This is a genomic window from Edaphobacter paludis, assembly GCF_039993895.1.
In the GTDB taxonomy this organism is placed as follows: domain Bacteria; phylum Acidobacteriota; class Terriglobia; order Terriglobales; family Acidobacteriaceae; genus Edaphobacter; species Edaphobacter paludis.
In genome coordinates this window covers 1,262,430-1,285,850 of the sequence record NZ_CP121194.1, presented here as the reverse complement: position 1 = coordinate 1,285,850, position 23,421 = coordinate 1,262,430, and the positions used below count along the sequence as shown (strand labels likewise).

Below are 23,421 nucleotides of genomic sequence, written 5' to 3'. Positions count from 1 at the left end.
TGAGCCGCAGAAGCGTCATGGATTCTTCGGCACTTCCAACGTATCAGATATCGTCACTCGAAAAAAGACCGAATTGGCGATTTCCCGCCAGTCTCTCAGCCTTTTATCATCGAGTCCAGCTCCTCGCGTTATCCTTGGCAACTGGAAGCGACCAAAACAACAATTCCACCCGTGATAAAAAAGGCACCCATGGCACCCACCCAAAACACCCGCGTTGCCCTCATCCAGATGTCCTGCTCCCCCGACACCCAGCTCAACCTCGACCGCGCTGCTGAGCGTGTCTACAAGGCCGCGGCCCAGGGAGCCACCCTCGTCTGCCTGCCCGAGCTCTTCCGCGCCCAGTACTTCTGCCAGCGCGAAGACCACGCCCTCTTCGGCCTCGCCGAGTCCATCCCCGGCCCCTCCACCGACATCCTCACCCGCGTCTGCCGCGAAGCCAACGTCGTCCTCGTCGCCAGCCTCTTCGAGCGCCGCGCCCCCGGCCTCTACCACAACACCGCCGTCACCATCGAGCGCGACGGCCGCATCGCCGACACCTACCGCAAGATGCACATCCCCGACGACCCTCTCTACTACGAGAAGTTCTACTTCACCCCCGGCGACCTCGGCTTCAAGGCCACCGAAACCACCGCCGGAAAGATCGGCACGTTAGTCTGCTGGGACCAGTGGTATCCCGAAGGCGCCCGCCTCACCGCCCTCCGCGGAGCCGAAACCCTCTTCTTCCCCACCGCCATCGGCTGGCACCCCTCCGAGAAGGAAGAGTTCGGCACCGCCCAATACGAAGCCTGGCAGACCGCCCAGCGCGCCCACGCCATCGCCAACGGAGTCTTCGTCTGCGCCGTCAACCGCGTCGGCCACGAGCACGGCGACGTTAAATTCAAAGCCCCCGCCGCCGACGGCAACCCCGCCACGGTCGAGCTGCACGGCCCCGGTGACCACACCCCCCACTCCGGCATCGAGTTCTGGGGCGGCAGCTTCATCGCCGATCCCTTCGGCCGCATTCTCGCCCAGGCCAGCCACGATAAAGAAGAGATCCTCTACGCCGACCTCGACCCCAAACTAGTCGAAGTCACCCGCCAGCACTGGCCCTTCCTACGCGACCGCCGCATCGACGCCTACGAAGGCATAGCCAAACGTTTCCTGGATTAGCAGTTCGATTCCAAACAGACGCCGGAGTCCCATTCATGCCGGGTGCCGGGTGCCCCATTCATGCAGTCTCATCGCATGAGTGGGTATTCGCGCTACGCGCGAACCTCGCCACCATCCACGTCAGTCTATCGCCGGCTGCCCCATCTTTCGCGCACTTTGGCGAAGGATCGGAGAGTAAAACTCCCCACACCAGCATCCAACCAACATGCAATCCGACATCCTCATCATCGGAGCCGGTATGTCCGGCCTAACCGCCGCCCGTACCCTCGCCGAAGCAGGCCGTAACGTCACCCTCCTCGAAGCCAGCAGCCGAGTAGGCGGACGAATCCACACCCTCCGCGAAGCCAACGAAACCATCGAGCTAGGAGCCGAATTCATCCACGGCCGCCCGCCCGAGCTCTGGTCCCTCATCGAAGAAGCCAACCTCGAAACCTACGAGCTCGACGGCTCCATGCTCACCTACGAAGACGGCCGCCTCCAATCCCGCGACGAAGAAGAGGAGTCCACCCCTATCCTCGACAAGCTCGAGTCCCTCCCCGGCCCCGACCTAACCTTCGCCGAATACCTCACCCATCACCCCATCCCTGAAGATCAAAAGCAAGCCGCAATCGGCTACGTCGAAGGCTTCAACGCCGCCGACCACCGCATCATCAGCACCCACGCCCTCGGCCTGCAGCAAGCCGCCGAAGAGGCCATCGAAGGCGACCGCCTCTTCCGCGTCAAGGACGGCTACGACCGCCTCCCCCAATTCCTCGCGCAGAAGTTCACCGACGCAGGCGGAACCCTCGCCCTCAACACCCTCGTCGAGCGCATCGACTGGACCCCCAACCACGTCCGCATCCAGGCCCAAACCAACGGTCGTCCCATCACCCACGATGCCGCCAAAGCCGTCATCACCCTGCCCCTCGGCGTCCTCCAGCAAAACTCCGTCGCCTTCAGCCCCACCCCCGACGCCCTCCACGAAGCCAACCGCATCCGCATGGGCAACGCCCGCCGCTTTACTCTCGTCTTCCGCGAGCCCTTCTGGAAGCACCTCCCACCCGCAGGCCTCCGCGAACTCAGCTTCCTCCTCTCCTTCTCCTCCATGCCGCCCGTCTGGTGGACGCCCCATCCCGCCTCCAGCAACACCCTCACCGGATGGGTCGGCGGGCCCCGCTCCGAAGCCCTCGCCAACCTCACCCCCAGCCAGCTAAGCGAAGCCGCCTGCAAAACCCTCGCCCAGATCTTCTCCCTCAATCCCGCCGACATCCGCGTCCAGCTCCTCTCCTGCCACACCCACGACTGGCAGCACGACCCCTTCAGCCTCGGCGCCTACAGCTACATCGCCGCCGGAGCCCTCGACGCCTGTTCCAAAATGACCCTCCCCGCCGGCAACACCCTCTACTTCGCAGGCGAACACACCGATACCACCGGCCACTGGGGCACCGTCCATGCCGCCATCCGCTCAGGCCAACGAGCCGCCCAGCAAATCCTTCAACAATCCACTTAGGAGGTACACCTTCGGCCTCACATATGTTCTCCTTGGACTCAACACACGCTGAAATGGCCGCCACCTTCCTCATCCTCTTCATCGCCGCCGCCTACGTTCTTCTGGGAACGATTCACCTCGCCGCGCCCACCAAAGTCCTCCCCATCTACCGCTTCCTCCTTGGCCGCCGCCTCTTCACCCGGAACGCCTCCCGCTTTGAACAGATCACCCCCACCAACTGGAAGCTCATCGGCGCGGCCTATGTCATCTTCGGAATGATCTTGGTTCTGTCTCTGCATTCCACCTTTTGAGCAAATTAGCAGGTCGCGTAGAGGCGGGCCGTGCCTCTTGGTTGTCACTCCCGAAGGGAATCTGCGGTTGCCTTCCTCCACACCAACAGCAAATCAGATCTAAACCCGCACCGAACACCTCGTCCTCATTCGCGAAAGCGCGAAACCACGCTAAATCCTGTCAAGCCCAAAACCTGCATAAGTACATACAAACAAAGGGGATAGACATTGCAAAATAGTTCTATCCAACAAGCTATACTTGAAAACAGAGAGGGAATCTCGGTATAAGTGAGATCCTTTCCTTTTGGAATGAATACTTTAGCTGCAACTCCTTTGAATAGCGGACTTTAGCGCGGTACTCCATCGAAAGTCCGGACTTAAACCTATTCAATGGAAGACTTTACGTACTTTAGTAAGGGGGAGGGGGAGGCATGACTATGGACACCAGCACAACGAAGCCAGCCGAACAGAACTACCGCATGCCCGCAGAGTGGGCTCCCCACGCCGCCACCTGGATCGCGTGGCCGCATAACGCCGAAGACTGGCCAGGAAAATTCCAACCCATCCCCTGGGTCTACGCCGAAATCGTTCGTTACCTCTCTGGAGTCGAGGAGGTCCATATCCTCGTCAACGACCTCCCCGCCGAGCGGCGGACCACCGGTCTGCTCCAGCGCGCGGGAGCCAACATGGCCCGACTCCACTTCCACCACTGGCCCACCGACCGCGTCTGGCTCCGCGACTCCGGCCCCATCTTTGTAAAAAACCCCAGGGGAGAACTAGCCATCACCGACTGGAAATTCAATGCCTGGGCGAAATACGACAACTGGCATCGCGACGACCAGATTCCCCAACACGTAGCCAAACACTACGACATGCCCCAGTTCAAGCCCGAGACGGTGTCGAACGGCAAGCCTCACCGCCTCGTCCTCGAAGGCGGCAGCATCGACACCAACGGCGCAGGAATCCTGCTCACCACCGAAGAGTGCCTGCTCTCCGAGATCCAGCAGCGCAATCCCGGTCTCGGCAGCGAAGAGGATACCCGCAAACATCTCGAACAGGCCTTTCACGATTACCTCGGCATCGAAAAGACCATCTGGCTGCATCGCGGCTGCGCCGGAGACGACACGCACGGCCACGTCGACGACATCACCCGCTTCGTAGGCGAGAACACGATCCTCACCGCCGTCGAACCCAACACCCACGATGAAAACCATCTCCCCCTCGCCGAGAATCGAGATCGCCTGCGCTCCGCCCGCAATCTGAGCGGCAAGCCCTTCGAGATCGTCGAACTCCCCATGCCCGCGCCAGTCATCTTCGAAGGCCAGCGCCTCCCCGCCAGCTACGCGAACTTCTACATCGCCAACAATCTCGTCCTCGTCCCCACCTTCAACGACCCCAACGACCGCCACGCCCTCAACACCATCGCCTCCTGCTTCCCCGACCGCAACATCGTAGGAATCCACGCCGTCGATCTCGTCTGGGGCCTCGGCACGCTCCACTGCCTCTCTCAACAGGAGCCTGCATGACCGCCATCTGGCCCCCGCCTCCGGATCTGGATTCCTTGAAGGAGCTATTCGCGACAGCAGACATCGAAGGTCTCATTGCTGATGAGTGCCCGCTTGATGAGTACGATCCTGAAGCAAAGCATTTTTATGAAGCAACGATCGGCTTTCCCACGAGCAAGTTCGCTGCAGAGCAGACACTCCCCTCTCTCGAACAACTCTGGGTCAAGCAGTTTATGTTGAACGACGAACAACTTGCTCAACGTCGCCCAGCGCTCTTGAAACTCGCCCAACAGATAGCTCGTTTCTTCGGCCCGGAAGCAAAACCGCAGGTTCGACCGCAGACATGACCGATCTCGATCACCTCCGCGAAGCCATCGCCGAGGCGCACGCCGCTGAAGCCTCCGGCGAAGTTCCCGTAGGCGCGGTCGTCGTTCACAACGGAAAAATCATAGGCCGAGGCCAGAACCGCGTCCTCCGGGACAGCGATCCGACAGCTCACGCCGAGATCGTCGCTCTCCGCGAAGCAGGCCGTCATCTCGCCAACTACCGCCTTGAAGACTGCACCGTCTACGCCACGCTTGAGCCCTGCGCGATGTGCGCCGGAGCCATCCTCCACGCCCGCATCAACCGCCTCGTCTACGCCGCCGCCGACCCCAAAGCCGGAGCCTGCGGCAGCGTCCTCGCCGTCATGAACCACCCGCAACTCAACCACCGAGTCAATGTCCACCCCGGCCTGCTCGCCGAAGAGTGCGGTACCCTCCTCACCAACTTTTTTCGCCAGCGTCGCCAAAAGAAGGCCGCAGCCCGCATCCTACAAATCGGGAAGGCATCCATGACAACGAAGAAAAAGTGGTCGGCGAAGGTAGACACCGACTCAACTCATCCCGACGAAGGCCTCTTCAACAAGAGCGCCACTGCCATCGCCAAGGCCCTCGCATCGAAAGAAGTCTCTCCCAAGGGCCCAGCCTCCGGAATGAGAATGCTGAACTTCTACATCAACCGCGCCGGCAAGAATCTCTCGCAGGAGAGACACGCCGAACTGGAGAAGGCAAAAGAAAAACTCTCCGCCCTGATTGAAAAACAAAAGGCTGAAGCCGAAAAACAAAAGCCACGGAAACCGCATACATCGGCCAAATCTGCTACAAAAAAAGTAGCGAAGAAAACCGCAAGCAAAAAATCCAGCGCAAAATTGAAATAGATAACGAAGAATAGAGGAAAAGAAATCATGTCAGGTCGTCTCGCAGGCAAAGTTGCCGTCATCAGTGGATCAGGTTCAGGCATTGGGCAGGCCATCGCCATTCGTTTCGCCAGCGAAGGAGCAACAGTAGTCATCAACGATCTCAAGCCAGAAGGCGCGAATGAGACCAAGGCCAAGGCCGAAGCCGCTGGCGGAAAAGCCATCACAGTCCTGGGCGACGTCACCAAGACCGCCGACACGCACAATCTCATCGAAGAGACCTACAAACAGCTTGGCCGTTGCGACATCCTCGTCAACAACGCTGGCATCGAGATCGGTGCTGACTTCTGGGACGTCACCGAGAAGGACTACGACGCCGTTCTCAACGTCAATCTCAAGGGTGCTTTCTTTCTCACTCAGGCCTTTGTCCGCCGCCTACGCGAGGCCAAGCAGCCCGGCCGCGTCATTAATGTCAGCTCTGTGCACGAAGATATGGTCTTCCCTCACTTCGCCAGCTACTGCGCTGCCAAAGGTGGAATGCGTATGTTAATGCGCAACCTAGCCGTCGAACTCGGTCCCCTCGGCATCACGGTCAACAACATTGCTCCCGGCGCAGTCATTACACCCATGAACGCCAACCTGCTCAACAACAAGGAGCAGCTCAACGCTCTGCTCGCCAACATTCCGCTGGGCCGCATGGGCACAGTCGACGACGTATCTGCGGTAGCTCTCTTCCTCGCCTCTGAGGATGGAGCCTACGTCACCGGCTCCACCTACTTCACCGACGGCGGCCTCATTCGCAACTACCACGAACAGTAAGTAGCTCAGTAAAGCAGCTCAATACGCAGCAAACAGGCCTCGCGCAGCGCGGAAAAGGTAAAATAGAACCATGGAATTGACTGTCTACTCAGCCTCATGGTGCCGCGACTGCCGCGAGGCCAAGCGCTTCCTCGCCCAACACAACATTCCCTTCACCGAGATCGACATCGAGGAGACCCCCGGCGCCGCCGACGAGGTCCTCGAAAATGTAGGCAAGCGCGCCATCCCGCAGTTCGTTCTCGACGGCAAATGGATACAGCCTTATCGCCCCGGCCGCGGCTTCCTCCATGCCGAGATGGCAGAGCTCTTCGGCGTCAGCAACTCGTAATCTTCTCAAAAAAGTTCGAATAAGGAACATCATGATCGCCCGCTACACTCGCCCCGCGATGGGCAAAATCTGGTCTGACGAAAACAAGTACCGCTGCTGGCTCACCGTCGAAGCCGCTGCCTCACAGGCCCTCGCGAAGTTCGGCCTCGTTCCGCAGGCCGCCGCCGACGCCATCCGCGACAAGGGCAACTTCACCGTAGCCCGCATCGACGAGATCGAGGCCGAAGTCCGTCACGACGTCATCGCCTTCACCACCACCGTTGCCGAGCACATCAACAACCCCGAGCATTCCCGCTGGCTGCACTACGGTCTCACCTCCACCGATGTCGTCGACACCGCGCAGGCGCTTCAGCTCAAGGAAGCCTCCGCCATCATCCGCACCGGCATCGTCGCGCTCGCCGAAGTCCTCAAGCGCCGCGCCATTGAGTTCCAGCACACGCCTATCATCGGCCGCACTCACGGCGTCCACGCCGAGCCCTCCACCTTCGGGCTCAAGCTCCTCCTCTGGTACGCCGAAGTCCAGCGCAACCTCACCCGCTTCGACGCCGCCGCCGAAGACCTCCGCGTCGGCAAGCTCTCCGGAGCAGTCGGCACCTTCGGCCATCTCAAGCCCGAGCACGAAGAGGCCATCTGCGCCGCCCTGGGCCTCAAGCCCGTAGCCATCGCAACTCAGGTAGTCCAGCGCGACCTCCACGCCGCCTATGTTGCGACCCTTGCGGTTCTAGCAAGCTCTTTAGACAAGATCGCCACCGAGGTTCGCCACCTGCAGCGCACTGAAGTACGCGAAGCCGAGGAGTTCTTCTCCGAGAAGCAGAAGGGCTCAAGCGCGATGCCGCATAAGCGCAACCCCATCGTCTCCGAACAGATCAGCGGTCTCGCCCGCGTCGTCCGCTCCAACGCGCAGACGGCGTTTGAAAACGTAGCCCTCTGGCACGAGCGCGACATATCTCACTCCTCCGCCGAGCGCGTCATTCTGCCCGATTCCACCATCCTCGCCGACTACCTGCTTGCAAAGACCACGAACCTCATCGACAAGCTGCTCGTGTACCCCGCGCGCATGTTGAAGAACCTCGAATCCACCGGCGGCCTCATCTTCTCGGGTCAACTTCTACTCGACCTCACCGAATCCGGCATGAGCCGCGAAGACGCCTACCGCCTCGTCCAGGGCCATGCCATGAACTCGTGGAAGAACGACCTCATCTTCCGCGACGAAGTAGCCAAAGTCCCCGAGATCACCGCCCGCCTCTCCCCCGAAAAGCTAACCCGCGCCTTCGACTATAATCGCCAGCTAGCTAACGTAGACGCTATCTTTGCCCGCGTGCTGGGGGATTCCAACTAGCCTCTATATTCCGATTTTGTTTGCCGCTCCGCGCCCACGTCGTTTGAAATTCAACGGGCCAGGCATCAAACCGTGGCGCCTCTCATCCAATAGGAAGAGTCTGTTCGAAGGGAAAAATGCCACCCACCGCACTCATCGCAGGAGTCACCGGAATCGTCGGCAACAACCTGGCGACGCATCTTACCTCCAAAGGATGGCAGGTGCTCGGTCTCGCTCGCCACCCCTCCTCTGATTTGGATGGGGTACAACCCATCGCTGCCGACCTCCTTGATGCTGCTTCCGTCCAATCCGCGCTGTCAGGCCTCCAGCCTACCCACGTCTTTCTGACTACTTGGCTTCGTCAATCCACCGAGGCCGAAAATATCCGCGTCAACTCCTCCATGGTGCGCAACCTGCTCGACGCCGTCTCACCCGCCAAGTCAGTCCAACACGTCGCTTTGGTCACTGGCCTCAAGCACTACCTCGGTCCCTTCGAGGCCTACGGCAAAGGCAAGCTGCCTGCCACGCCCTTCCGCGAGGAGCAGGGCCGTCTCGACATCGAGAACTTCTATTACGCACAGGAAGATGAAGTCTTCGCAGCGGCAGCGCGGGACCACTTCACCTGGAGCATCCACCGTCCTCACACAATCATCGGCTACGCCCTGGGCAATGCCATGAACATGGGCGTCACCCTTGCGGTCTACGCCACTATCTGCCGCGAAACCGGCCTTCCCTTCCTCTTTCCCGGTTCAGCCGCACAGTGGATCAGCCTCACAGATATGACCGACGCCCGGCTCCTCGCCCGCCATCTCCTGTGGGCCTGTACCACCCCCGCCGGACGCGATCAGGCCTTCAACGTCGTCAATGGCGACGTCTTCCGCTGGAGTTGGATGTGGTCTCGCCTCGCGGAATGGTTTGGCATCTCGCCCGCCCCTTTCAGTCCTGAGATCACTCCACTCGAGCAGCAGCTCGCCGACGCCGCTCCCCTTTGGCGAAGGATCGCCCAAGCCAACAATCTCCTTGAGCCTGATCTCTCCAAACTCATCTCGCCATGGCACACGGACGCCGACCTCGGTCGACCCATCGAAGTCGTCACCGACATGAGCAAGAGCCGCAAACTCGGCTTCCTCGACTATCAGGCCACCGACGACAGCTTCTTCGACCTCTTCACCACACTTCGCCAACGGCGAATCATTCCATAGGACAGCACATCTCCTTCTTGTCATCCCGCACGAAGGGAAGGATTCTGCAGTAATTGATGGGCAATCACCCTATCCAGACGCGCAACTTGTGACCACCGCGACCGGCAGGCGTACCTTACCTGCAGCCGTATGGTTGCCTGCGGTTTCCGGGATTTTGTTACAAATCTCTCTCTTTTTGGCAGGATTGCATTGCATCTCACTTAAGCGTGGGTAGTTCTAATTGCCGATGTTGTGAAATAGAGGGTAGATGAATAGTTTTGGATATCGTACTGCTGTGGTTTTGTTGCTGGCAGTTTGCTCATATCGGGGAATAAGCCAGACATTGGCAAGCAACGAGAATTTGCCGGATGCTCCCGACATGGCGAGCCAGTCAGCTCCGGCCCCCAATCAAACCGGCGAAGCGCAGGGTACGGCCCAGGTCACCGGCGTCGTTCTCGATGCGCAAGGCAACCCCGTCCCCGCAGCGAGTGTCACCCTGGACGCGCCCGGCATTCTGGGCGACAGGACGGCGACCCCAGCCAGCGACGGAACTTTCTCTTTTACCGCAGTGCCTGCCGGTAAGTTTCGGCTCATCGTCACAGCGCCCGATCATGCGAACTTTGCCTCTCCGGAGTTTTTCGTGCGACCAGGCGAGACGATCCAGGCCCCGAAAATCGCTCTGAACATCGCCACAACCTCCTCGACGACCGTCTTCGCGTCGCCCGAGCAAGTCGCTCAGGCGCAAATTCAGGAGCAGGAAAAGCAGCGCGTCTTTGGTGTCTTTCAGAATTTTTATACAAGCTACATCTGGAAGGCCGAACCGATGACCGCCAAACAGAAGTACAAGCTGGCGTTCCGCACCATGGGCGATCCCACCACGTTCGTCATCCTCGCAGGAGTGGCGGGTGCGGAGCAGTACAACAACACCTATCCAGGCTATGGCCCCGGAATTGAAGGATACGGAAAGCGCTATGGGGCAGCCCTTGCGGACTCGGTCTCCAGCCGAATCATCGGGAGCGCCATCCTGCCCTCCGTGCTGCATCAGGATCCACGATATTTCTACCAGGGCTCGGGAAGTATCCCCTCGCGAACCTGGCATGCGATCAGTTCCACGCTGATCACCCGCGGAGACAATGGCAAGTCGCAATTTAACTACTCCCGTGTCCTCGGAAATATGGCGGCAGGTGCAATCGCGAACACCTATCATCCGGAGTCGAGCAGAGGGGCGGGACTCACCTTTCAAACCGTCGGCGTAACCTTAGCCACAACCGCTATCGGAAATCTCGCAAGGGAGTTTATCCTGAGACATCTGGAGCCGTCTGTTCCGAACTTCGCCACAGGCAAGTAATGGGCACCAAGGCACGATGCAGCAGCCCCTCATTCAAATCGTAGACGCAGCCCTCGCCTCTGCCACACTCCGCAGTGGCCACCACCTCGTCTGCAAACCCGGCTGCTCCCAGTGCTGCATCGGAGTCTTCCCCATCGCCCACGAAGACGCTGCGCGGCTCCGCGAAGGCCTCGAAGCCCTCACCCAAACCGACCCTGCCAAAGCCGCCCGCGTCAACGCCCGCGTCCAAGAGTCCCTGACCCGCCTCGATCCCTGGTTTCCCGGCGACCTGCACACCGGCATCCTCAACGAAGACTACGAAGCCGCCATTCTCTTCGAAGAGTTCGCCAACGACGAGCCCTGTCCCGTGCTCGACCTCGACCATGGCACGTGCGATCTCTACGAGCATCGCCCCATCCTCTGCCGCACCTTCGGGCCGCCCATGCGAACCGCTGAGGACAACCTCGCCACCTGCGAGCTCTGCTACATCCACGCCAGCACCGAAGAGATCGCCGCCTGCGAGCTTGATCCCAACATCCCCGCGCAGGAAGAGGCCAGCAACGAGGCCTACAACACTGCGCACGGCCTCCACGGCCAAACCCTCATCGCCTACGCACTTCGAGGCGCGTAGGCGATAATCATCCAGTGCCTAACGCCCGCAACATCACGCTAGCCGTTACCGGAGCCAGCGGCTCCATTTACGCCGCCGAGATCCTGCGTGCGCTCGCCGCTGATATCCGCGTGGCCAAGGTCAACTTCGTCGTCTCAGACAGCGCTCTCCGTGTCTTCGCCGAAGAGATGCAGCTCAGCGGCCGCAATGGCCTCACGGAAAAACTCCTCGGCGCACCCTCAGCCAAAGTCCAGCAGCATCCCGAAACCGACATCGGCGCCAACATCGCCAGCGGCAGCTATCCCACCGACGCCATGATCATCCTTCCCTGCTCCATGGGAACCCTCGCCGCCGTCGCCAATGGCCTCGCCGCAAACCTGATCCAGCGCGCCGCCGACGTTTGCCTCAAAGAGCGCCGCCCGCTGCTGCTGTGCGTCCGCGAAACTCCGCTCAACCGCATTCATCTTCGCAACATGCAGCTCGCATCCGACGCCGGAGCGGTTATCTTCCCCGTCATTCCCACGCTCTACAACCACCCGCAGAACACCACCGAGATGGCTCGCCAGTTCATCAACCGAGTCCTCAGCCACATCGGTCTCCCCCAGCCAGATGCCTATCAATGGCGACCTGACTGAAATCTACCTACTGCTCCGCCGGAAAGGTCTTCTCTCCACCCTGCATCGGCGGTTCCGCTCGCAAAAAATCTACCGTACTCCGCACCACCGGCTTCCAGCACACCGCCGGGGCGAGATGCCCGCAGCCCTCCATCACATTCAGAACAGAGTCCGGAATATCCCGGTGCATCGTCTCGCCGACAGAGAGCGGAATCAGCGCGTCCTGCGCTCCCCACACAATCAGTACAGGGCGCTGCATATTGTTCAGCCGAAAATCCAGCAGATCGTATCCGTTAGTCATCGCGGTCATGCTGCGGCGAATCACCCAGGCGTTTCCTTCCAGCTTCCGCAGCGCAGCCCTCGCCACAAAACCCGGCATATCGAGCGGTTTTGGCGTCAGTGTGGCCGCCAGCCGCCGCACCTCGGCTACATCCGTCGGCATAAACAGGTCCGGGCTGAACGTCGCCGGGAAATAAAGGCCCGCACTGTCATAGACCACCAGGCGATCCACCATCTCAGGATGATCCAGCGCCAACTTCAACGTAACCCAACCGCCCATCGACCACCCACCAACATCTGCGCGCTTCAGATGGACGGACTGCATAAACTGCACAATCGCCGCTTCCTCCATCGAAATCGAGTAGCTCGTATCGGGATGCGCCGACCGCCCATAGCCCAGCAGGTCAGGCGCGTACACATGGAAGCCTTTTGCTGTCAGCGCGGGAATCATCGGCGCCCAGTCCTCGCCACGCGCTCCCAGCCCATGCACCAGCAACAGCGGTGTGCCCTCGGCCCCGCCCGAAGGCTTCGCCTCGAAGAAGTGCATCCTGTAACCGCCCGCCTGGACATATCTGCTCTGCACGCCGGCGCGCCACAGATGGAAGCGAACCATCTGGTCTGCCAGTTGAAGCGGAAAGCAATAAACCACGCCTCCCGCAACAACACAAAGTAAAAGCAGAAGAGCGACAACCCGAAGTCCACGCCTCATCGTTCTGTCGCTCCCCGCTTCATTTCTTTATTTGAGAGGCTTGCCGAACTCTTCGCCAAAAACGGTATGTGCCATGTCAAACCGGCCGCCGTTGAACTTATCATCGCCCTTCAGATGGCCAACTCCCAGCAGCGCCACTACCCAGTAGCTCAGCGGAAGCCGCAACACCTCATGCACCTTCTCCTGCTCAAAACCTTCCATCGGCGCCGTATCATAGCCAATCACCTCAGCCATCAACATCATGTGCGTGAAGGCAATCATCACCATCTTGTTCAGCCAGCCATGCATCTCGTCGCTGCTGAAGCTGGACAGATAGTTGGTCACACTGCTCCGCGCCTGCGCCGCATAGCTCTCCGGCATCCCGCCTTCGCGCCCCTGCTGCAGCATCAGGTCGATGTCTTTTCTCCACCCGTCCGCATCGCCGCAGGCCACGATCACCGCGGACGCCTCTTCTACTTTGCCCTGGTTATAACTCGCCGCCCGCAGCCGCTTCTTTTGCTCCGGCGACTGCACCACAATAAATCGCCACGGCTGCATGTTGTATCCACTGGGAGCATGGAGGCCAGCATCCAGAATCTGTTGCAGATCTTCTGCCGGAATCGGCTCGCCATCGAAGCTGGGCGTCGCCCGTCTGCCTTCGATCGCCTCGCTCAAGGTCTTTTTGATCTCTGCCATTGTGACTTTTTCCTGTTCTATCTACTAATAGCTCATAAGATGCCAGTTTTAGCCTGCCAATTCTGGCCCGGGACAATCAAATCATTCTGCAAAAACGACTTCCAAGATAGCACCCGCTGTGACGGGCCTGAAAATTCACTGAAGGCTTAATGAATCTCGCTCATTGACTCTTCGGTTGCATAAGGATTCTGGCCCGAAGTTTCGGCAAATACCCACACTCCATGAAAAGCCTTACGCAATTCCGGATACGCCGCAAGCAACGCACTCGCAGCATCCGAATTACGCTTCTTCGCTGTAGCCGCGTCGCCTATCTGGTCTACCTTCAGGTGCGCCACAACATCGATCTTCGCCGCGCTCAGCGAATCATCCACTCCTAATCCAATAAATCGGTACTCCGTGCCGTCCGTGCCCTTCACCACCAACGGAGTATTCGGATTGATCCCATCGGACAACGCGGGAGGGGCAACCGCAGTCTGCTCGCTCTTCAACTTCTCCAGATGGCTGCTCTGCACAAATCCCGCAGGCTGCAATAACGCCTGGGCCTGCTGGTAGTAGAGCCACGCATTCCAATGTTCCTTGCGCGCTGCCATTGCCCGTGCCTGCGTCCAATACCAGAGACCATCATGCCCCGCCGCCGTCAACGCTTTGGGATAGAAGCCGGCCATCGCCCACTGTCCCTGATCGTGCCGCAGCAGAAACGAGAGCTGCCAGGGAGATGCACTCTGAACATTCACGATCACAAATCCATACTGTCCCGGCAGCAGCCCCGGAATCAAAAAATCCGCCTCGTCTACAGACTTGTTCAGCGAACAAAAAAACTGGGCATCCGGAGCCGACCCATCCGCATTCTTCTTCAACTGCGTGCCATCCAGCAGATAAACCTGCTCCACCGCGATCGTGCCGCCCTTCAGCTTCGCCGAAGTCGTGCCCACCACATCGCCGATGCCGCTGAAATCCTTCGCATACTCCGCCACTGTCGCCGCCTGCAGGCCCTTTACATCGTCCGCCTGCACCTTCGTCGCCAGATTGCGTCCTGCCGCCGCCAGCGCATCGCGATCAGCGGACGTCATCTGCGATTGCGTGGTGCACACCTCGGCCGACGCTATTCCGGAAAACAGAATCCCCGCCGCCAGCAAAGCAACCTTGCATCTCATCATCATCTTCACCATGCAGCCTCGCACGAGCCCGCGGATTCCTTTGACAGTCTAGTACAACCTGCCTTCGCCACCGTTAGCCCACCATACCTCATGGCCACGCGATAGACTGATTCCCAGAAGCAGTAACCTCTATCGTTCCAGCACGTCCTATCAACACGACTTCCAAATCAAGATGCAGTCCTCCACCAAATTCCGCTTCATCCTCACCGCCGCGCTTGCCTTCGCCCCGCTGTTGCGAGCCCAGGCCCCGCAGCAGGCACCGCAGCACGCCCAGGTCACTTACGCCAACGGCGAACTCACCGTCGCCGCGAACAACTCCAGCCTCAATCAGATTCTGCGCGACATTGCTCACGAAACCGGAATGAAGATCACCGGAGGCGTCACCGACGAGCGTGTCTTCGGCCAATACGGACCAGCCACCCCATCAAAAATCCTGGGCGAACTTCTTGACGGCACCGAAAGCAACATGCTGCTCATGCAGGCCACAGCCGCCGCGCCGGCCGAACTCATCCTGACCCCGCGCCACGGCGGCCCCACGCCACCCAATCCCGAAGGCTACAGCGAAGCTCCCGTCTCCGAGCCCGTTCGCCCGCAGTATCCCATAGCCAACCAGCCCGAAGAAAATGCGGCTCCCGCACCAACCGCAGCCGCACCAGCGCAAGAAGCCCCCAACGGAGTCAAGACCCCGCAGCAGATCTACGAGCAGCTTGAACGCATGCGCCAGCAGCAGCAACAGCGCCAGTCAAACCCACAATAAAAATAGATGGAAGTTCGCACTAAATAAAGCCAGGGGGGAAATCTAGCCTTGAACCACCCGTGCCGGAGCCACTCCGCGGGCCGACTTCACCGCCACCTGCCGCGCATGGATGCGGAAGATATTGAACATCGCAATACAAACGCCATAAGCGGCCAGAACGCCAATTGCCAGGGAAGCCAGCACCGCGCAAATCAACATAATCGACGAATACACAAATTACTCCTGATTCAACCCGACCGCGAGCCCCAAGAAACGGATCCAGACACGTCACAGCAATGGTTCAACGTTGCTATTGTTACAAATCCGGCGGCAATTACAATAACCCGAACGCAAACCCTATTGCTCCTTCGGATACGTTTTTCCCGTTTCGGGTTGCCGCCCCTGCGCCACGCCCTCCCTCCAAATGCCGTATCCTAGAGACTTGGCCCACACCGGCCACAATCATCCATGGGTATCACGCACATCACCGTCCGCGGAGCGCGCCAGCACAACCTGCGCAACGTCAACGTCAGCATCCCGCGCAATACGCTCACGGTCGTCACCGGCCTCTCTGGCTCGGGCAAGTCCTCGCTCGCCTTCGACACCATCTACGCCGAGGGTCAGCGCCGCTACGTCGAAACCCTCTCCGCCTACGCCCGCCAGTTTCTCGACCAGATGGAGCGCCCCGACGTCGACGCCATCGACGGCCTCTCCCCTGCCATCTCCATCGAGCAGAAGACCACCAGCCGCAGCCCCCGCTCCACCGTCGGCACCATCACCGAGATCTACGACTACCTCCGCCTCCTCTACGCCAGCGTAGGCCAGCCCCACTGCCCCAACTGCCACCGTCCCATCACCCGCCAGTCCGCCGAGCAGATCGTCGAACGCATCGCCTCTCTCTCCCCCGGCGAACGCATCACCGTCTACGCTCCCATCGTTCGTGGCCGCAAAGGCGAATTCCGTGAAGAGCTCGAAGCCCTCGACCAGCAGGGCTTCCGCGCCCGCATCGACGGCGAGATGACCGAGCTCACTGACGGAATGCGCCTCGAAAAGCGCAAGAACCACACCATCGAAGCCGTCGTAGACCGCATCATTCTCAAACACATCCCCGGCGAAACCAAGTTCGACACGCGCCGCCTCGAAACCAGCGTCCTCAAAGCTCTGCAGATGGCCAACGGCCTCGTCCTCATCGGCATTCAGGGCATGGACGAAACGCTCTACTCCTCCTCGATGGCCTGCCCCGACTGCGGCATCAACGTCCCCCGTCTCGAGCCCCGCAGCTTCTCCTTCAACTCCAACTACGGCGCCTGCCCCGAGTGCCACGGCCTCGGCAGCATCTACGACTTCGACCCCGCCAAGACCATCACCGATTGGTCCAAGCCCCTGCTCGACGGAGCCATGGGCCCCGGCAGCGGCTCCGCCTATCTCCTGCGCCTTATCAAGCTCGCCGCCGAAAAATACAAGATCAGCCTCAAGCTTCCCTTCGAAGACCTCACCGCCGAGCAGCAGAACCTCTTCCTCTACGGCCCCCCAAAAGCCGAAGCCAGCCGCACCGGCTTCCACGGCATCTTCGACTACCTCCGCCGCAACCTCGAAGACACCAAATCCGAGGGCTACCGCGAGTACATGATGCAGTACATGTCGGCGACCCTCTGCCCGCGCTGCCACGGCAAACGCCTGCGCCCGGAGTCCCTCGCCGTTACCATCCCCGTCCCCGCCACCACATCGGGTGCCCCATTCATCGCAGGGTCTCATCCTGCAACGAGTGGGGTGACAAATGACCAGCGCCACGGTCTCTCCATCGCCGACTTCACCGCCCTTCCACTCGACCGCGCCCTCAGTCACGCCCGCGCCATGCACTTCACCGGACGCGACCGCATCATCGCCGACCGCCTTCAGCGCGAGATCATCGAGCGCCTCGAATTCCTCAACGCCGTCGGCCTCAGCTACCTTGCGCTGAACCGCAGCGCCGCCACCCTCTCTGGCGGCGAAGGCCAGCGCATCCGCCTCGCCACGCAGATCGGCTCTCGCCTCCGCGGCGTCCTCTACGTGCTCGACGAGCCCAGCATCGGCCTGCACCAGCGCGACAACCAGCGCCTCATCACCGCGCTCGAAAACCTCCGCGACCTCGGCAACACCGTTCTCGTCGTCGAGCACGACGAAGACACCATCCGTAAGGCCGACTACGTCCTCGACCTCGGCCCCGGAGCCGGCAAGAACGGCGGCCACCTCATCGCCGACGGTACCCCGCAGCAGATCATGGACAACCCGGCGTCCATCACCGGCCAGTACCTCGCCGGAAAGATCGAAATCGTCGCCCGCGCCCAGCCTCGCGAGCTTACCGGCAACTGGATCACTGTGGAAGACGCCCACTCCCACAACCTGCAAAACGTCACCGCCCACTTCCCTCTCGGCGTCATGACCGTCATCACCGGAGTCAGCGGCTCGGGCAAATCCACCCTCGTCAACGACATTCTCTACCGGGCGTTAGCTAAAAATCTATACGGGAGCCGCGAAGAACCCGGCCAGCATGGTCGCGTCGTCGGCATCGACCAGCTCGATAAAGTCATCCAGATCGACCAGTCCCCCATAGGCCGCACGCCGCGCTCGAACCCCGCCACCTACACCGGCGTCTTCACCGCGATGCGCGACCTCTTCGCCATGCTGCCCGAGTCACGTGAGCGTGGCTACAAGCCGGGACGTTTCAGCTTCAACGTGCAGGGAGGCCGCTGCGAAGCCTGCCAGGGCGAAGGCCAGCGCCGCATCGAGATGAACTTCCTGCCCGACGTCTACGTCCTCTGCGAGGTGTGTAACGGCCGTCGTTACAATCAGGAGACCCTCTCGGTCAAGTTCAACGGCTATAGCATCGCCGACCTCCTTGATCTGCCCATCGAGGACGCCGTGCCGATCCTCAAAGACATCCCCACCGTCAACGTCAAGCTGCAAACCCTCGTCGATGTTGGCCTCGGCTACATCCATCTCGGCCAGTCCGCCACCACGCTCTCGGGCGGCGAGGCCCAGCGCATGAAGCTCGCCCGCGAGCTATCCAAACGGCAGACCGGCCGCACCCTCTACCTGCTCGACGAGCCGACCACCGGCCTCCACTTCGATGACGTGCGTAAGCTGCTCGAAGTTCTCCACCGCCTCACCGACCTCGGCAATACCGTCATCATCATCGAGCACAACCTCGACATCATCCGCAACGCCGATTACATCCTCGACCTGGGCCCCGAAGGCGGTGAGGGCGGCGGACGGATCATCGCTCACGGCACCCCGGAGCAGATCGCCACCGTCGCAGACTCGTTCACCGGCAACTTCCTTGCCCGCCACTACAACCTCTCGCCAGAAGCTCTCGCCAGCCGCAACGGCGACAGCCATGCAGGCCCTCAGGCGCTCAATATTGTCGCCGCTGCCGACCGCAAGAAAGATGCACGCGGCAAATTCATCGTTCCACCAAAGAAAACCGGGGTACCCTTAGCTGGCGCTCCAAAACCAGAGCCGAAACCCAAGAAAGCGCCAAAGTCCAAGCCAGCGCCCCGCAAGAAAAAAGCATGAGCGAACAGCCACTCGACACCTCCGCCTTCATCGACCAACCCTCCCCCGAGGCACCCGCCATCCCCTCCTTCGGCCCCACCGGAGCAGAGGACGAGACGACGATGTTCCTCCCAGAAACTCCCAACGACTCGTCGGACTACACGCCCCGCCGCATCCCCCACCTCGGTCACGCCTTCCTCTTCGTCTCCTTTGCCGGACTTGTCCTGCTGATCTCACAGGCCACCCTTCTGGGCTTCTTCACCATCCACACCGCGCAAAAGCTCGCCGCAGCCGCCCAGCAGCCCAAACTCCTGGTCGCCGCCATGGCCGTGACTTATCTCACGACCCTGCTCATCTCCTGGTTCTTCTTCCCCCTCCTCTGGCATCGCTCGTTCCCCGACGGCCTGCAATGGAACTTTAGCGCCGTCCGCCGCAACGCGTTTAAGCTCATCGGCCTCGGTCTGGTCCTCGGCTGGACCGTCCAGGCCATCTCCAGCCTTATCCCCATGCCCAAGTCCATCCCCATGGACAGCTTCTTCCACACCCCCTCCGACGTCTGGCTGGTCACCGCCTTCGGCACCCTGCTCGCCCCGGCCTTCGAGGAGATCTGCTTCCGCGGCTTCCTTCTGCCCGCCTTCGCCATCGCCTACGACTGGCTCAGCCTGCCTCGTACGCCGGTCGCCCACCAGCGCTGGCAGACCACGACCAACCTCAGCACCGCCGGTCTGCTCTTCTCCGCGATCCTCTCCAGCCTTCTCTTCGCCCTCCTTCACGCCGAGCAGCTCGCCCACGCCTGGGGAGCGCTCATCGTCCTCTTCGTCGTCTCCCTCATCCTCACCCTGGTCCGCATCCGCACCCAGTCGGTGGCCTGCTCCGCGCTAGTGCATGCCTGCTACAACCTCTCGGTCTTTATCGCCCTGTTCATCGTCACCGGCGGCTATCGCCACCTCGACCGCATCGGCCACTGACCAACACCGTCGCTCTTCGCCCATGCAGTGACCGCACAAGCCGGGTGCCCCACCTTCGCGGCAGCTTTATCGTCGCTAAGGTGGGCAGGAATGCCGCAAAAATCCTGTCAAGTCCCAACACCATCTAATCCATTGAAACCAAACCACATCTCACCTGCAAAAGAGTTTCCGCCTATTTGCTATGCTTAATACACAACTTAAATAGCACGCCCGGCTCAAACCGGGACTTTTTGTTTAACAACCCCTTCATTTAGAAGACTTTGCAGCAGCTCGGCAAGCTAAATCGAGACTTTGAATTGAAGTCCGGACTTAAGTCTCAATAATGGAAGACTTTGCGACAAAATAGTAGGGGGGGAGGATACCATCTACAATCGAGAAGACCATGCCAAACGATGCCCGCGCTGACCTCCTCAATCTGATCGCCACACTCTCCTTCAAACTTGGTGACTTCACCCTGGCCAGCGGCCAGAAGTCCGATTACTACATCGACTGCCGCACCACCACGCTCCACGCCGAAGGCGGACGCCTCTCGGGCCTCGTCCTCTATGACCTCATCCGCCAGCACATCCCGCAGGCCGAGGCCGTAGGCGGCCTGACCATGGGCGCTGATCCCCTCGTCTCCAACACCGCGAGCGCCAGCGCCTGGGCTCTGGCTGATCACGCCGAGATTCTCGAACTCTCCAGCGAACTGGAACTCGAAACCGGCTCCGACCCAGCCCCCACCCTCATCCACGGCTTCCTCGTCCGCAAAGCTGAGAAATCTCATGGCACCGGACGCCGCATCGAAGGCTTCCTCAAGCAAGGCGCGCAGGTCGTAATCGTCGACGATGTCTGCACAACCGGAGGCTCAACGATCACGGCCATCGAAGCCGCTCGCGAAGCCGGAATGAACGTAGCGGGAGTCCTCTGCCTGGTCGACCGGGAACAAGGTGGCCGAGCCCATATCGAGGCCGCCGCAGCCGGAGCACCCTTCCTCTCCGTCTACACCGCAACCGACGTCCGCGCCGCCCACATTGCCCTCAAAAAGGCCTAACGCGCGGCTATTCTAGCGGGCGTCGCGGTCGATAGCAGTCAGCACTACATCCTTGGTCAGCAGCTCCGGCAGAACATCTGCGGGAGCTGCCTGGCTAGTCGGATAGATGACGTAAGTAGGAACACCGCTCCGGTTCAGTGAAGCAAGCTCTTTGGTAATCTCCGGGTCGTACTGCGTCCAATCAGCCTTCAACAGAGTCAGTTTGTGGTCCGCAAGTTGCCGCTGCACATCCGCCGAACGCAGCACCAGCCGTTCGTTGACCTGGCAGCTCAGGCACCACGCAGCCGTGAAGTCGATGAAAACCGGATGTCCACCGGCACGAGCCTGATCCAAAGTCTGCTGCGTGTAGGGCTGCCAGACCAGCGTTGTGTCCTTCGGAGAATAGAGCGATGTAGCAAGCGCCAGCGCACCAAGTACGACGGCAGCAATCGCCGAGGCCCAGCGTGCAGGCCAACGAGCCAGCATCCATCCGGCAATCGCTACAAGAAGAAAGCCGCCCAGCAGAAAAGACATGTGATCCAGCGAGCCGGACGGGCCGTAAAGCCGTCCAAAGAGCCACGCCAGCCAGATTACCGTGGCAAATAGCGGCACGGCGGTGAGTTGCTTGAGCGTCTCCATCCATCGACCTGGACGCGGCAAAATGCGAGTCCACGCAGGCTGAAAACTGAGTAGTAGATACGGCGTCGCGAGCCCGAGGCCGAGCGCGGTAAAGACGGCAAAGGTAATTCCTGCCGGTTGAGCGAGCGCAAAGCCGATCGCCGCTCCCATTAACGGAGCGGTGCATGGCGTAGCAACGATCGTGGCCAAGACTCCGGTAAAGAAGCTGCCGGCAAAGCCCTGCTTCTGCGCCAGTTCACCGCCGACGCTTGTCAGCGAAAGGCCAAGCTCGAACTGTCCCGCAAGAGAGAGAGCGAAGAAGAACAACCCGAGCGCAAGCACTGCGATGAAGACCGGCGACTGAAGCTGGAAGCCCCATCCAGCCTGCGCGCCGCCCGCCCGCAGCCCGAGTAAGACCGCCACGATGATCCAGAACGACACCAGGATGCCGAGCGTGTAGACAAGGCCATGGCTGCGCAAGCGGCTGCGTTCTTCGCCAGAGGACTGCACCAGCGCCAGCCCCTTGAGGAAGAGCACGGGAAAGACGCACGGCATCAGATTGAGAATGATTCCGCCGAGGAAGGCGAGGCCAATTGCGGTGACGATAGTGATCCCGCTGCTGCTGTTCGGCGACTTGGAGCCAACAGCCGGAGCCACTTCGCCTGGCGTGACTGGAGCAGTCACGTCGTACGCCTTTGTGGCGCTTAGTTTAACGAGGCCGTGAAGCTCGGCTGGGAGTTTGGCGAGATCTTCGGCCCGCTTGACGCGTAGACGAACGCCGTTCGGCAGAGACTCCACTGTCTGCGGCGCGGCATTCAGAATCTGGTCCTCATCAAAGGGATAAAATTCTGCGCTGGTCTCCCTGTGACCATTGATCATGGTAACGACGAAATCAGATTTGCCGCCAATGACCGTGAACTTCACGTCAGCCGGAGGCGGCCGTGGGATCAGGTTGAGAGCTTCTCCCAACACGCCCGTAGGCGGAACTGAGGCAGCGTCCTGGGCCACCGTGAGATTGAGCCCGAGGTGCGCCTTCCCGGGGATGCAGACCTCACGGCAGACCAGCCAGCTGATCTTGGCGTCGAGGTGGATATTGCCCGGCTTCACTGATTTTGCGGCGGTGAGTTGAACGGGAAAGGCTGCTACGTTCTCGTAGCCGAAGTCCATCAGCGGGCCGAGAGGGAGGCGGCTGGGGACCGGAAACTGCATGGGACTGGCAGTGACTCCGGCGGGCAGCGTCCAGGTGATCTTCGGCGGTTCGCCGGAGTCTCCTGCGTTGATCCAATAGACGTGCCAATGGGGATCAAGCGTGAGGACGAGACCGGCCTGAACGGTTCCGCCAGGAGCGATGGTGGAGGAAGCTGAGACTAGTTCCGCCGTCAAATGCTGGGCTTTTACAGGGCCGGGGCCGCCGTCGCCCGCTACCGGGAGCTGCGCGTGAGCAGTCAGGATGGGAAAGAGAATGCAGACCGCAGCGAGCAGGGAGTAGCGAATTCTCATTTAGCTAGATTGTAGGCTGAAAGTGGAAGAACTCGCCGGTGCTCGACCATGATGCAGTGGTCCATGACGACATGGATGCCGCCTGCCTCGGCTTTAGCGGCGGCTTCGAGGTTGATGATGCCCGATTGAACCCAGAGACTCTGGAGGCCGAGTTGGAGCATCTCGTCGACGATGGCAGAAATATATCGCGGTAGGCGGAAGACGTTGACGATGTCGGGCTTGATGGGCAGGTCGGCGAGCGAGGCGTAAGACTTCTCTCCGAGGACGCTGTCTACCGTCGGGTTGACGGGCAGGATGCGGTAGCCGTGCTGCTGCATGTAGGCCGGAACGAAGTGGCTGGGTTTGTCGGGGTGCGGCGACAGGCCGATGACTGCTATGACGACCGGCTTCGCAGCAGGGTTGCCGAGCATGGCTCGGATGATTTCGGGTTGATTCACTGCACCTCTC

The 23,421-nt window shown here is 60.5% G+C and carries 23 protein-coding genes and 1 pseudogene; 18 read left to right on the top strand and 6 right to left on the bottom strand.

Translation table 11 applies throughout. The features are described 5' to 3' along the window. Positions 1–189: 189 nt before the first annotated feature. The 14 genes and pseudogenes from P4G45_RS05280 (at position 190) to P4G45_RS05215 (ending at position 11,807) form a co-directional block, all read left to right on the top strand. The gene (locus tag P4G45_RS05280) at positions 190–1,149 is read left to right on the top strand and encodes a carbon-nitrogen hydrolase (protein WP_348268629.1); all 960 of its coding nucleotides are present in this window, start codon (positions 190–192) and stop codon (positions 1,147–1,149) included. 205 nt (positions 1,150–1,354) lie between these two features. Then, positions 1,355–2,638 carry an NAD(P)/FAD-dependent oxidoreductase gene (locus P4G45_RS05275; RefSeq protein ID WP_348268628.1) on the top strand — a complete coding sequence of 428 codons (1,284 nt, stop codon included), beginning with the start codon at positions 1,355–1,357 and terminating at the stop codon, positions 2,636–2,638. A 32-nt stretch (positions 2,639–2,670) separates the two neighbouring features. Further along, a complete protein-coding gene (locus tag P4G45_RS05270) occupies positions 2,671–2,928 on the top strand; it encodes a hypothetical protein (RefSeq protein ID WP_348268627.1) in 258 nt (85 codons plus the stop codon). Between the two features lie 410 nt (positions 2,929–3,338). Then, on the top strand, positions 3,339–4,433 hold the full coding sequence (locus P4G45_RS05265; protein ID WP_348268626.1) for an agmatine deiminase family protein: 1,095 nt from the start codon (positions 3,339–3,341) through the stop codon (positions 4,431–4,433). After that, complete coding sequence (locus P4G45_RS05260) at positions 4,430–4,759, top strand: hypothetical protein (RefSeq protein ID WP_348268625.1); 330 nt, start codon at positions 4,430–4,432, stop codon at positions 4,757–4,759. Before P4G45_RS05265 ends, P4G45_RS05260 begins: the two co-directional genes overlap by 4 nt. After that, positions 4,756–5,205, top strand: a pseudogene (gene tadA, locus P4G45_RS05255) (tRNA adenosine(34) deaminase TadA); the annotation flags it as partial. The gene P4G45_RS05260 and the pseudogene tadA, both read left to right, overlap by 4 nt. Positions 5,206–5,244: 39 nt before the next feature. Continuing rightward, positions 5,245–5,610: a DUF3175 domain-containing protein gene (locus tag P4G45_RS05250; protein WP_348269217.1), complete on the top strand. Its 366-nt coding sequence runs from the start codon at positions 5,245–5,247 to the stop codon at positions 5,608–5,610. Positions 5,611–5,637: 27 nt separating this feature from the next. Continuing rightward, on the top strand, positions 5,638–6,408 hold the full coding sequence (locus P4G45_RS05245; protein ID WP_348268624.1) for a glucose 1-dehydrogenase: 771 nt from the start codon (positions 5,638–5,640) through the stop codon (positions 6,406–6,408). A gap of 70 nt (positions 6,409–6,478) precedes the next feature. Beyond that, on the top strand, positions 6,479–6,736 hold the full coding sequence (locus P4G45_RS05240; RefSeq protein ID WP_348268623.1) for a glutaredoxin family protein: 258 nt from the start codon (positions 6,479–6,481) through the stop codon (positions 6,734–6,736). A 31-nt stretch (positions 6,737–6,767) separates the two neighbouring features. Next, the gene (gene purB, locus P4G45_RS05235) at positions 6,768–8,075 is read left to right on the top strand and encodes an adenylosuccinate lyase (RefSeq protein ID WP_348268622.1); all 1,308 of its coding nucleotides are present in this window, start codon (positions 6,768–6,770) and stop codon (positions 8,073–8,075) included. 116 nt (positions 8,076–8,191) lie between these two features. Beyond that, entirely contained in the window at positions 8,192–9,256 is a 1,065-nt protein-coding gene (locus P4G45_RS05230; RefSeq protein WP_348268621.1) for an SDR family oxidoreductase, read from the top strand. Between the two features lie 358 nt (positions 9,257–9,614). Next, on the top strand, positions 9,615–10,583 hold the full coding sequence (locus P4G45_RS05225; RefSeq protein ID WP_348268620.1) for a carboxypeptidase-like regulatory domain-containing protein: 969 nt from the start codon (positions 9,615–9,617) through the stop codon (positions 10,581–10,583). A 16-nt stretch (positions 10,584–10,599) separates the two neighbouring features. Then, entirely contained in the window at positions 10,600–11,193 is a 594-nt protein-coding gene (locus P4G45_RS05220; protein ID WP_348268619.1) for a YkgJ family cysteine cluster protein, read from the top strand. Between the two features lie 14 nt (positions 11,194–11,207). Beyond that, entirely contained in the window at positions 11,208–11,807 is a 600-nt protein-coding gene (locus P4G45_RS05215) for a UbiX family flavin prenyltransferase (RefSeq protein WP_348268618.1), read from the top strand. Between the two features lie 7 nt (positions 11,808–11,814). On the opposite strand, the gene P4G45_RS05210 is transcribed toward P4G45_RS05215, so the two are convergent. From P4G45_RS05210 to P4G45_RS05200, 3 genes are all read right to left on the bottom strand, one after another. Then, positions 11,815–12,774 carry an alpha/beta hydrolase gene (locus P4G45_RS05210; RefSeq protein ID WP_348268617.1) on the bottom strand — a complete coding sequence of 320 codons (960 nt, stop codon included), beginning with the start codon at positions 12,772–12,774 and terminating at the stop codon, positions 11,815–11,817. Between the two features lie 27 nt (positions 12,775–12,801). Next, positions 12,802–13,449 carry a nitroreductase family protein gene (locus P4G45_RS05205; protein ID WP_348268616.1) on the bottom strand — a complete coding sequence of 216 codons (648 nt, stop codon included), beginning with the start codon at positions 13,447–13,449 and terminating at the stop codon, positions 12,802–12,804. 146 nt (positions 13,450–13,595) lie between these two features. Next, complete coding sequence (locus tag P4G45_RS05200) at positions 13,596–14,609, bottom strand: hypothetical protein (protein ID WP_348268615.1); 1,014 nt, start codon at positions 14,607–14,609, stop codon at positions 13,596–13,598. A 169-nt stretch (positions 14,610–14,778) separates the two neighbouring features. On the opposite strand from P4G45_RS05200, the gene P4G45_RS05195 reads away from it, so the two are divergent. Further along, positions 14,779–15,363 (top strand): hypothetical protein, encoded by a 585-nt coding sequence (locus P4G45_RS05195; RefSeq protein ID WP_348268614.1) that lies wholly within the window; start codon positions 14,779–14,781, stop codon positions 15,361–15,363. Positions 15,364–15,405: 42 nt separating this feature from the next. On the opposite strand, the gene P4G45_RS05190 is transcribed toward P4G45_RS05195, so the two are convergent. Next, positions 15,406–15,576, bottom strand: a complete 171-nt coding sequence (locus P4G45_RS05190) for a hypothetical protein (protein ID WP_348268613.1) — start codon at positions 15,574–15,576, stop codon at positions 15,406–15,408. Between the two features lie 234 nt (positions 15,577–15,810). On the opposite strand from P4G45_RS05190, the gene uvrA reads away from it, so the two are divergent. The 3 genes from uvrA to pyrE all read left to right on the top strand — a co-directional run bounded on the left by uvrA (position 15,811) and on the right by pyrE (position 20,877). Beyond that, entirely contained in the window at positions 15,811–18,897 is a 3,087-nt protein-coding gene (gene uvrA, locus P4G45_RS05185) for an excinuclease ABC subunit UvrA (RefSeq protein ID WP_348268612.1), read from the top strand. Beyond that, positions 18,894–19,844: a type II CAAX endopeptidase family protein gene (locus tag P4G45_RS05180; protein ID WP_348268611.1), complete on the top strand. Its 951-nt coding sequence runs from the start codon at positions 18,894–18,896 to the stop codon at positions 19,842–19,844. Before uvrA ends, P4G45_RS05180 begins: the two co-directional genes overlap by 4 nt. A gap of 382 nt (positions 19,845–20,226) precedes the next feature. Further along, on the top strand, positions 20,227–20,877 hold the full coding sequence (pyrE, locus tag P4G45_RS05175) for an orotate phosphoribosyltransferase (protein WP_348268610.1): 651 nt from the start codon (positions 20,227–20,229) through the stop codon (positions 20,875–20,877). Positions 20,878–20,889: 12 nt separating this feature from the next. Here the strand turns inward: pyrE and P4G45_RS05170 are convergent, their stop codons facing one another. After that, positions 20,890–22,974 carry a thioredoxin family protein gene (locus tag P4G45_RS05170; protein ID WP_348268609.1) on the bottom strand — a complete coding sequence of 695 codons (2,085 nt, stop codon included), beginning with the start codon at positions 22,972–22,974 and terminating at the stop codon, positions 20,890–20,892. Then, positions 22,971–23,411 carry a CoA-binding protein gene (locus P4G45_RS05165; protein WP_348268608.1) on the bottom strand — a complete coding sequence of 147 codons (441 nt, stop codon included), beginning with the start codon at positions 23,409–23,411 and terminating at the stop codon, positions 22,971–22,973. Before P4G45_RS05165 ends, P4G45_RS05170 begins: the two co-directional genes overlap by 4 nt. Positions 23,412–23,421 lie beyond the last annotated feature (10 nt).

Bases quoted from the DNA above. Each gene is read 5' to 3' on its own strand.
- P4G45_RS05280 (WP_348268629.1), top strand. From the start codon at position 190: ATGGCACCCACCCAAAACACCCGCGTTGCCCTCATCCAGATGTCCTGC.
- P4G45_RS05275 (WP_348268628.1), top strand. From the start codon at position 1,355: ATGCAATCCGACATCCTCATCATCGGAGCCGGTATGTCCGGCCTAACC.
- P4G45_RS05265 (WP_348268626.1), top strand. From the start codon at position 3,339: ATGACTATGGACACCAGCACAACGAAGCCAGCCGAACAGAACTACCGC.
- P4G45_RS05260 (WP_348268625.1), top strand. From the start codon at position 4,430: ATGACCGCCATCTGGCCCCCGCCTCCGGATCTGGATTCCTTGAAGGAG.
- P4G45_RS05250 (WP_348269217.1), top strand. From the start codon at position 5,245: ATGACAACGAAGAAAAAGTGGTCGGCGAAGGTAGACACCGACTCAACT.
- P4G45_RS05245 (WP_348268624.1), top strand. From the start codon at position 5,638: ATGTCAGGTCGTCTCGCAGGCAAAGTTGCCGTCATCAGTGGATCAGGT.
- P4G45_RS05240 (WP_348268623.1), top strand. From the start codon at position 6,479: ATGGAATTGACTGTCTACTCAGCCTCATGGTGCCGCGACTGCCGCGAG.
- purB (WP_348268622.1), top strand. From the start codon at position 6,768: ATGATCGCCCGCTACACTCGCCCCGCGATGGGCAAAATCTGGTCTGAC.
- P4G45_RS05230 (WP_348268621.1), top strand. From the start codon at position 8,192: ATGCCACCCACCGCACTCATCGCAGGAGTCACCGGAATCGTCGGCAAC.
- P4G45_RS05225 (WP_348268620.1), top strand. From the start codon at position 9,615: ATGGCGAGCCAGTCAGCTCCGGCCCCCAATCAAACCGGCGAAGCGCAG.
- P4G45_RS05220 (WP_348268619.1), top strand. From the start codon at position 10,600: ATGCAGCAGCCCCTCATTCAAATCGTAGACGCAGCCCTCGCCTCTGCC.
- P4G45_RS05210 (WP_348268617.1), bottom strand. From the start codon at position 12,774: ATGAGGCGTGGACTTCGGGTTGTCGCTCTTCTGCTTTTACTTTGTGTT.
- P4G45_RS05205 (WP_348268616.1), bottom strand. From the start codon at position 13,449: ATGGCAGAGATCAAAAAGACCTTGAGCGAGGCGATCGAAGGCAGACGG.
- P4G45_RS05200 (WP_348268615.1), bottom strand. From the start codon at position 14,609: ATGATGATGAGATGCAAGGTTGCTTTGCTGGCGGCGGGGATTCTGTTT.
- P4G45_RS05195 (WP_348268614.1), top strand. From the start codon at position 14,779: ATGCAGTCCTCCACCAAATTCCGCTTCATCCTCACCGCCGCGCTTGCC.
- uvrA (WP_348268612.1), top strand. From the start codon at position 15,811: ATGGGTATCACGCACATCACCGTCCGCGGAGCGCGCCAGCACAACCTG.
- P4G45_RS05180 (WP_348268611.1), top strand. From the start codon at position 18,894: ATGAGCGAACAGCCACTCGACACCTCCGCCTTCATCGACCAACCCTCC.
- pyrE (WP_348268610.1), top strand. From the start codon at position 20,227: ATGCCAAACGATGCCCGCGCTGACCTCCTCAATCTGATCGCCACACTC.
- P4G45_RS05170 (WP_348268609.1), bottom strand. From the start codon at position 22,974: ATGAGAATTCGCTACTCCCTGCTCGCTGCGGTCTGCATTCTCTTTCCC.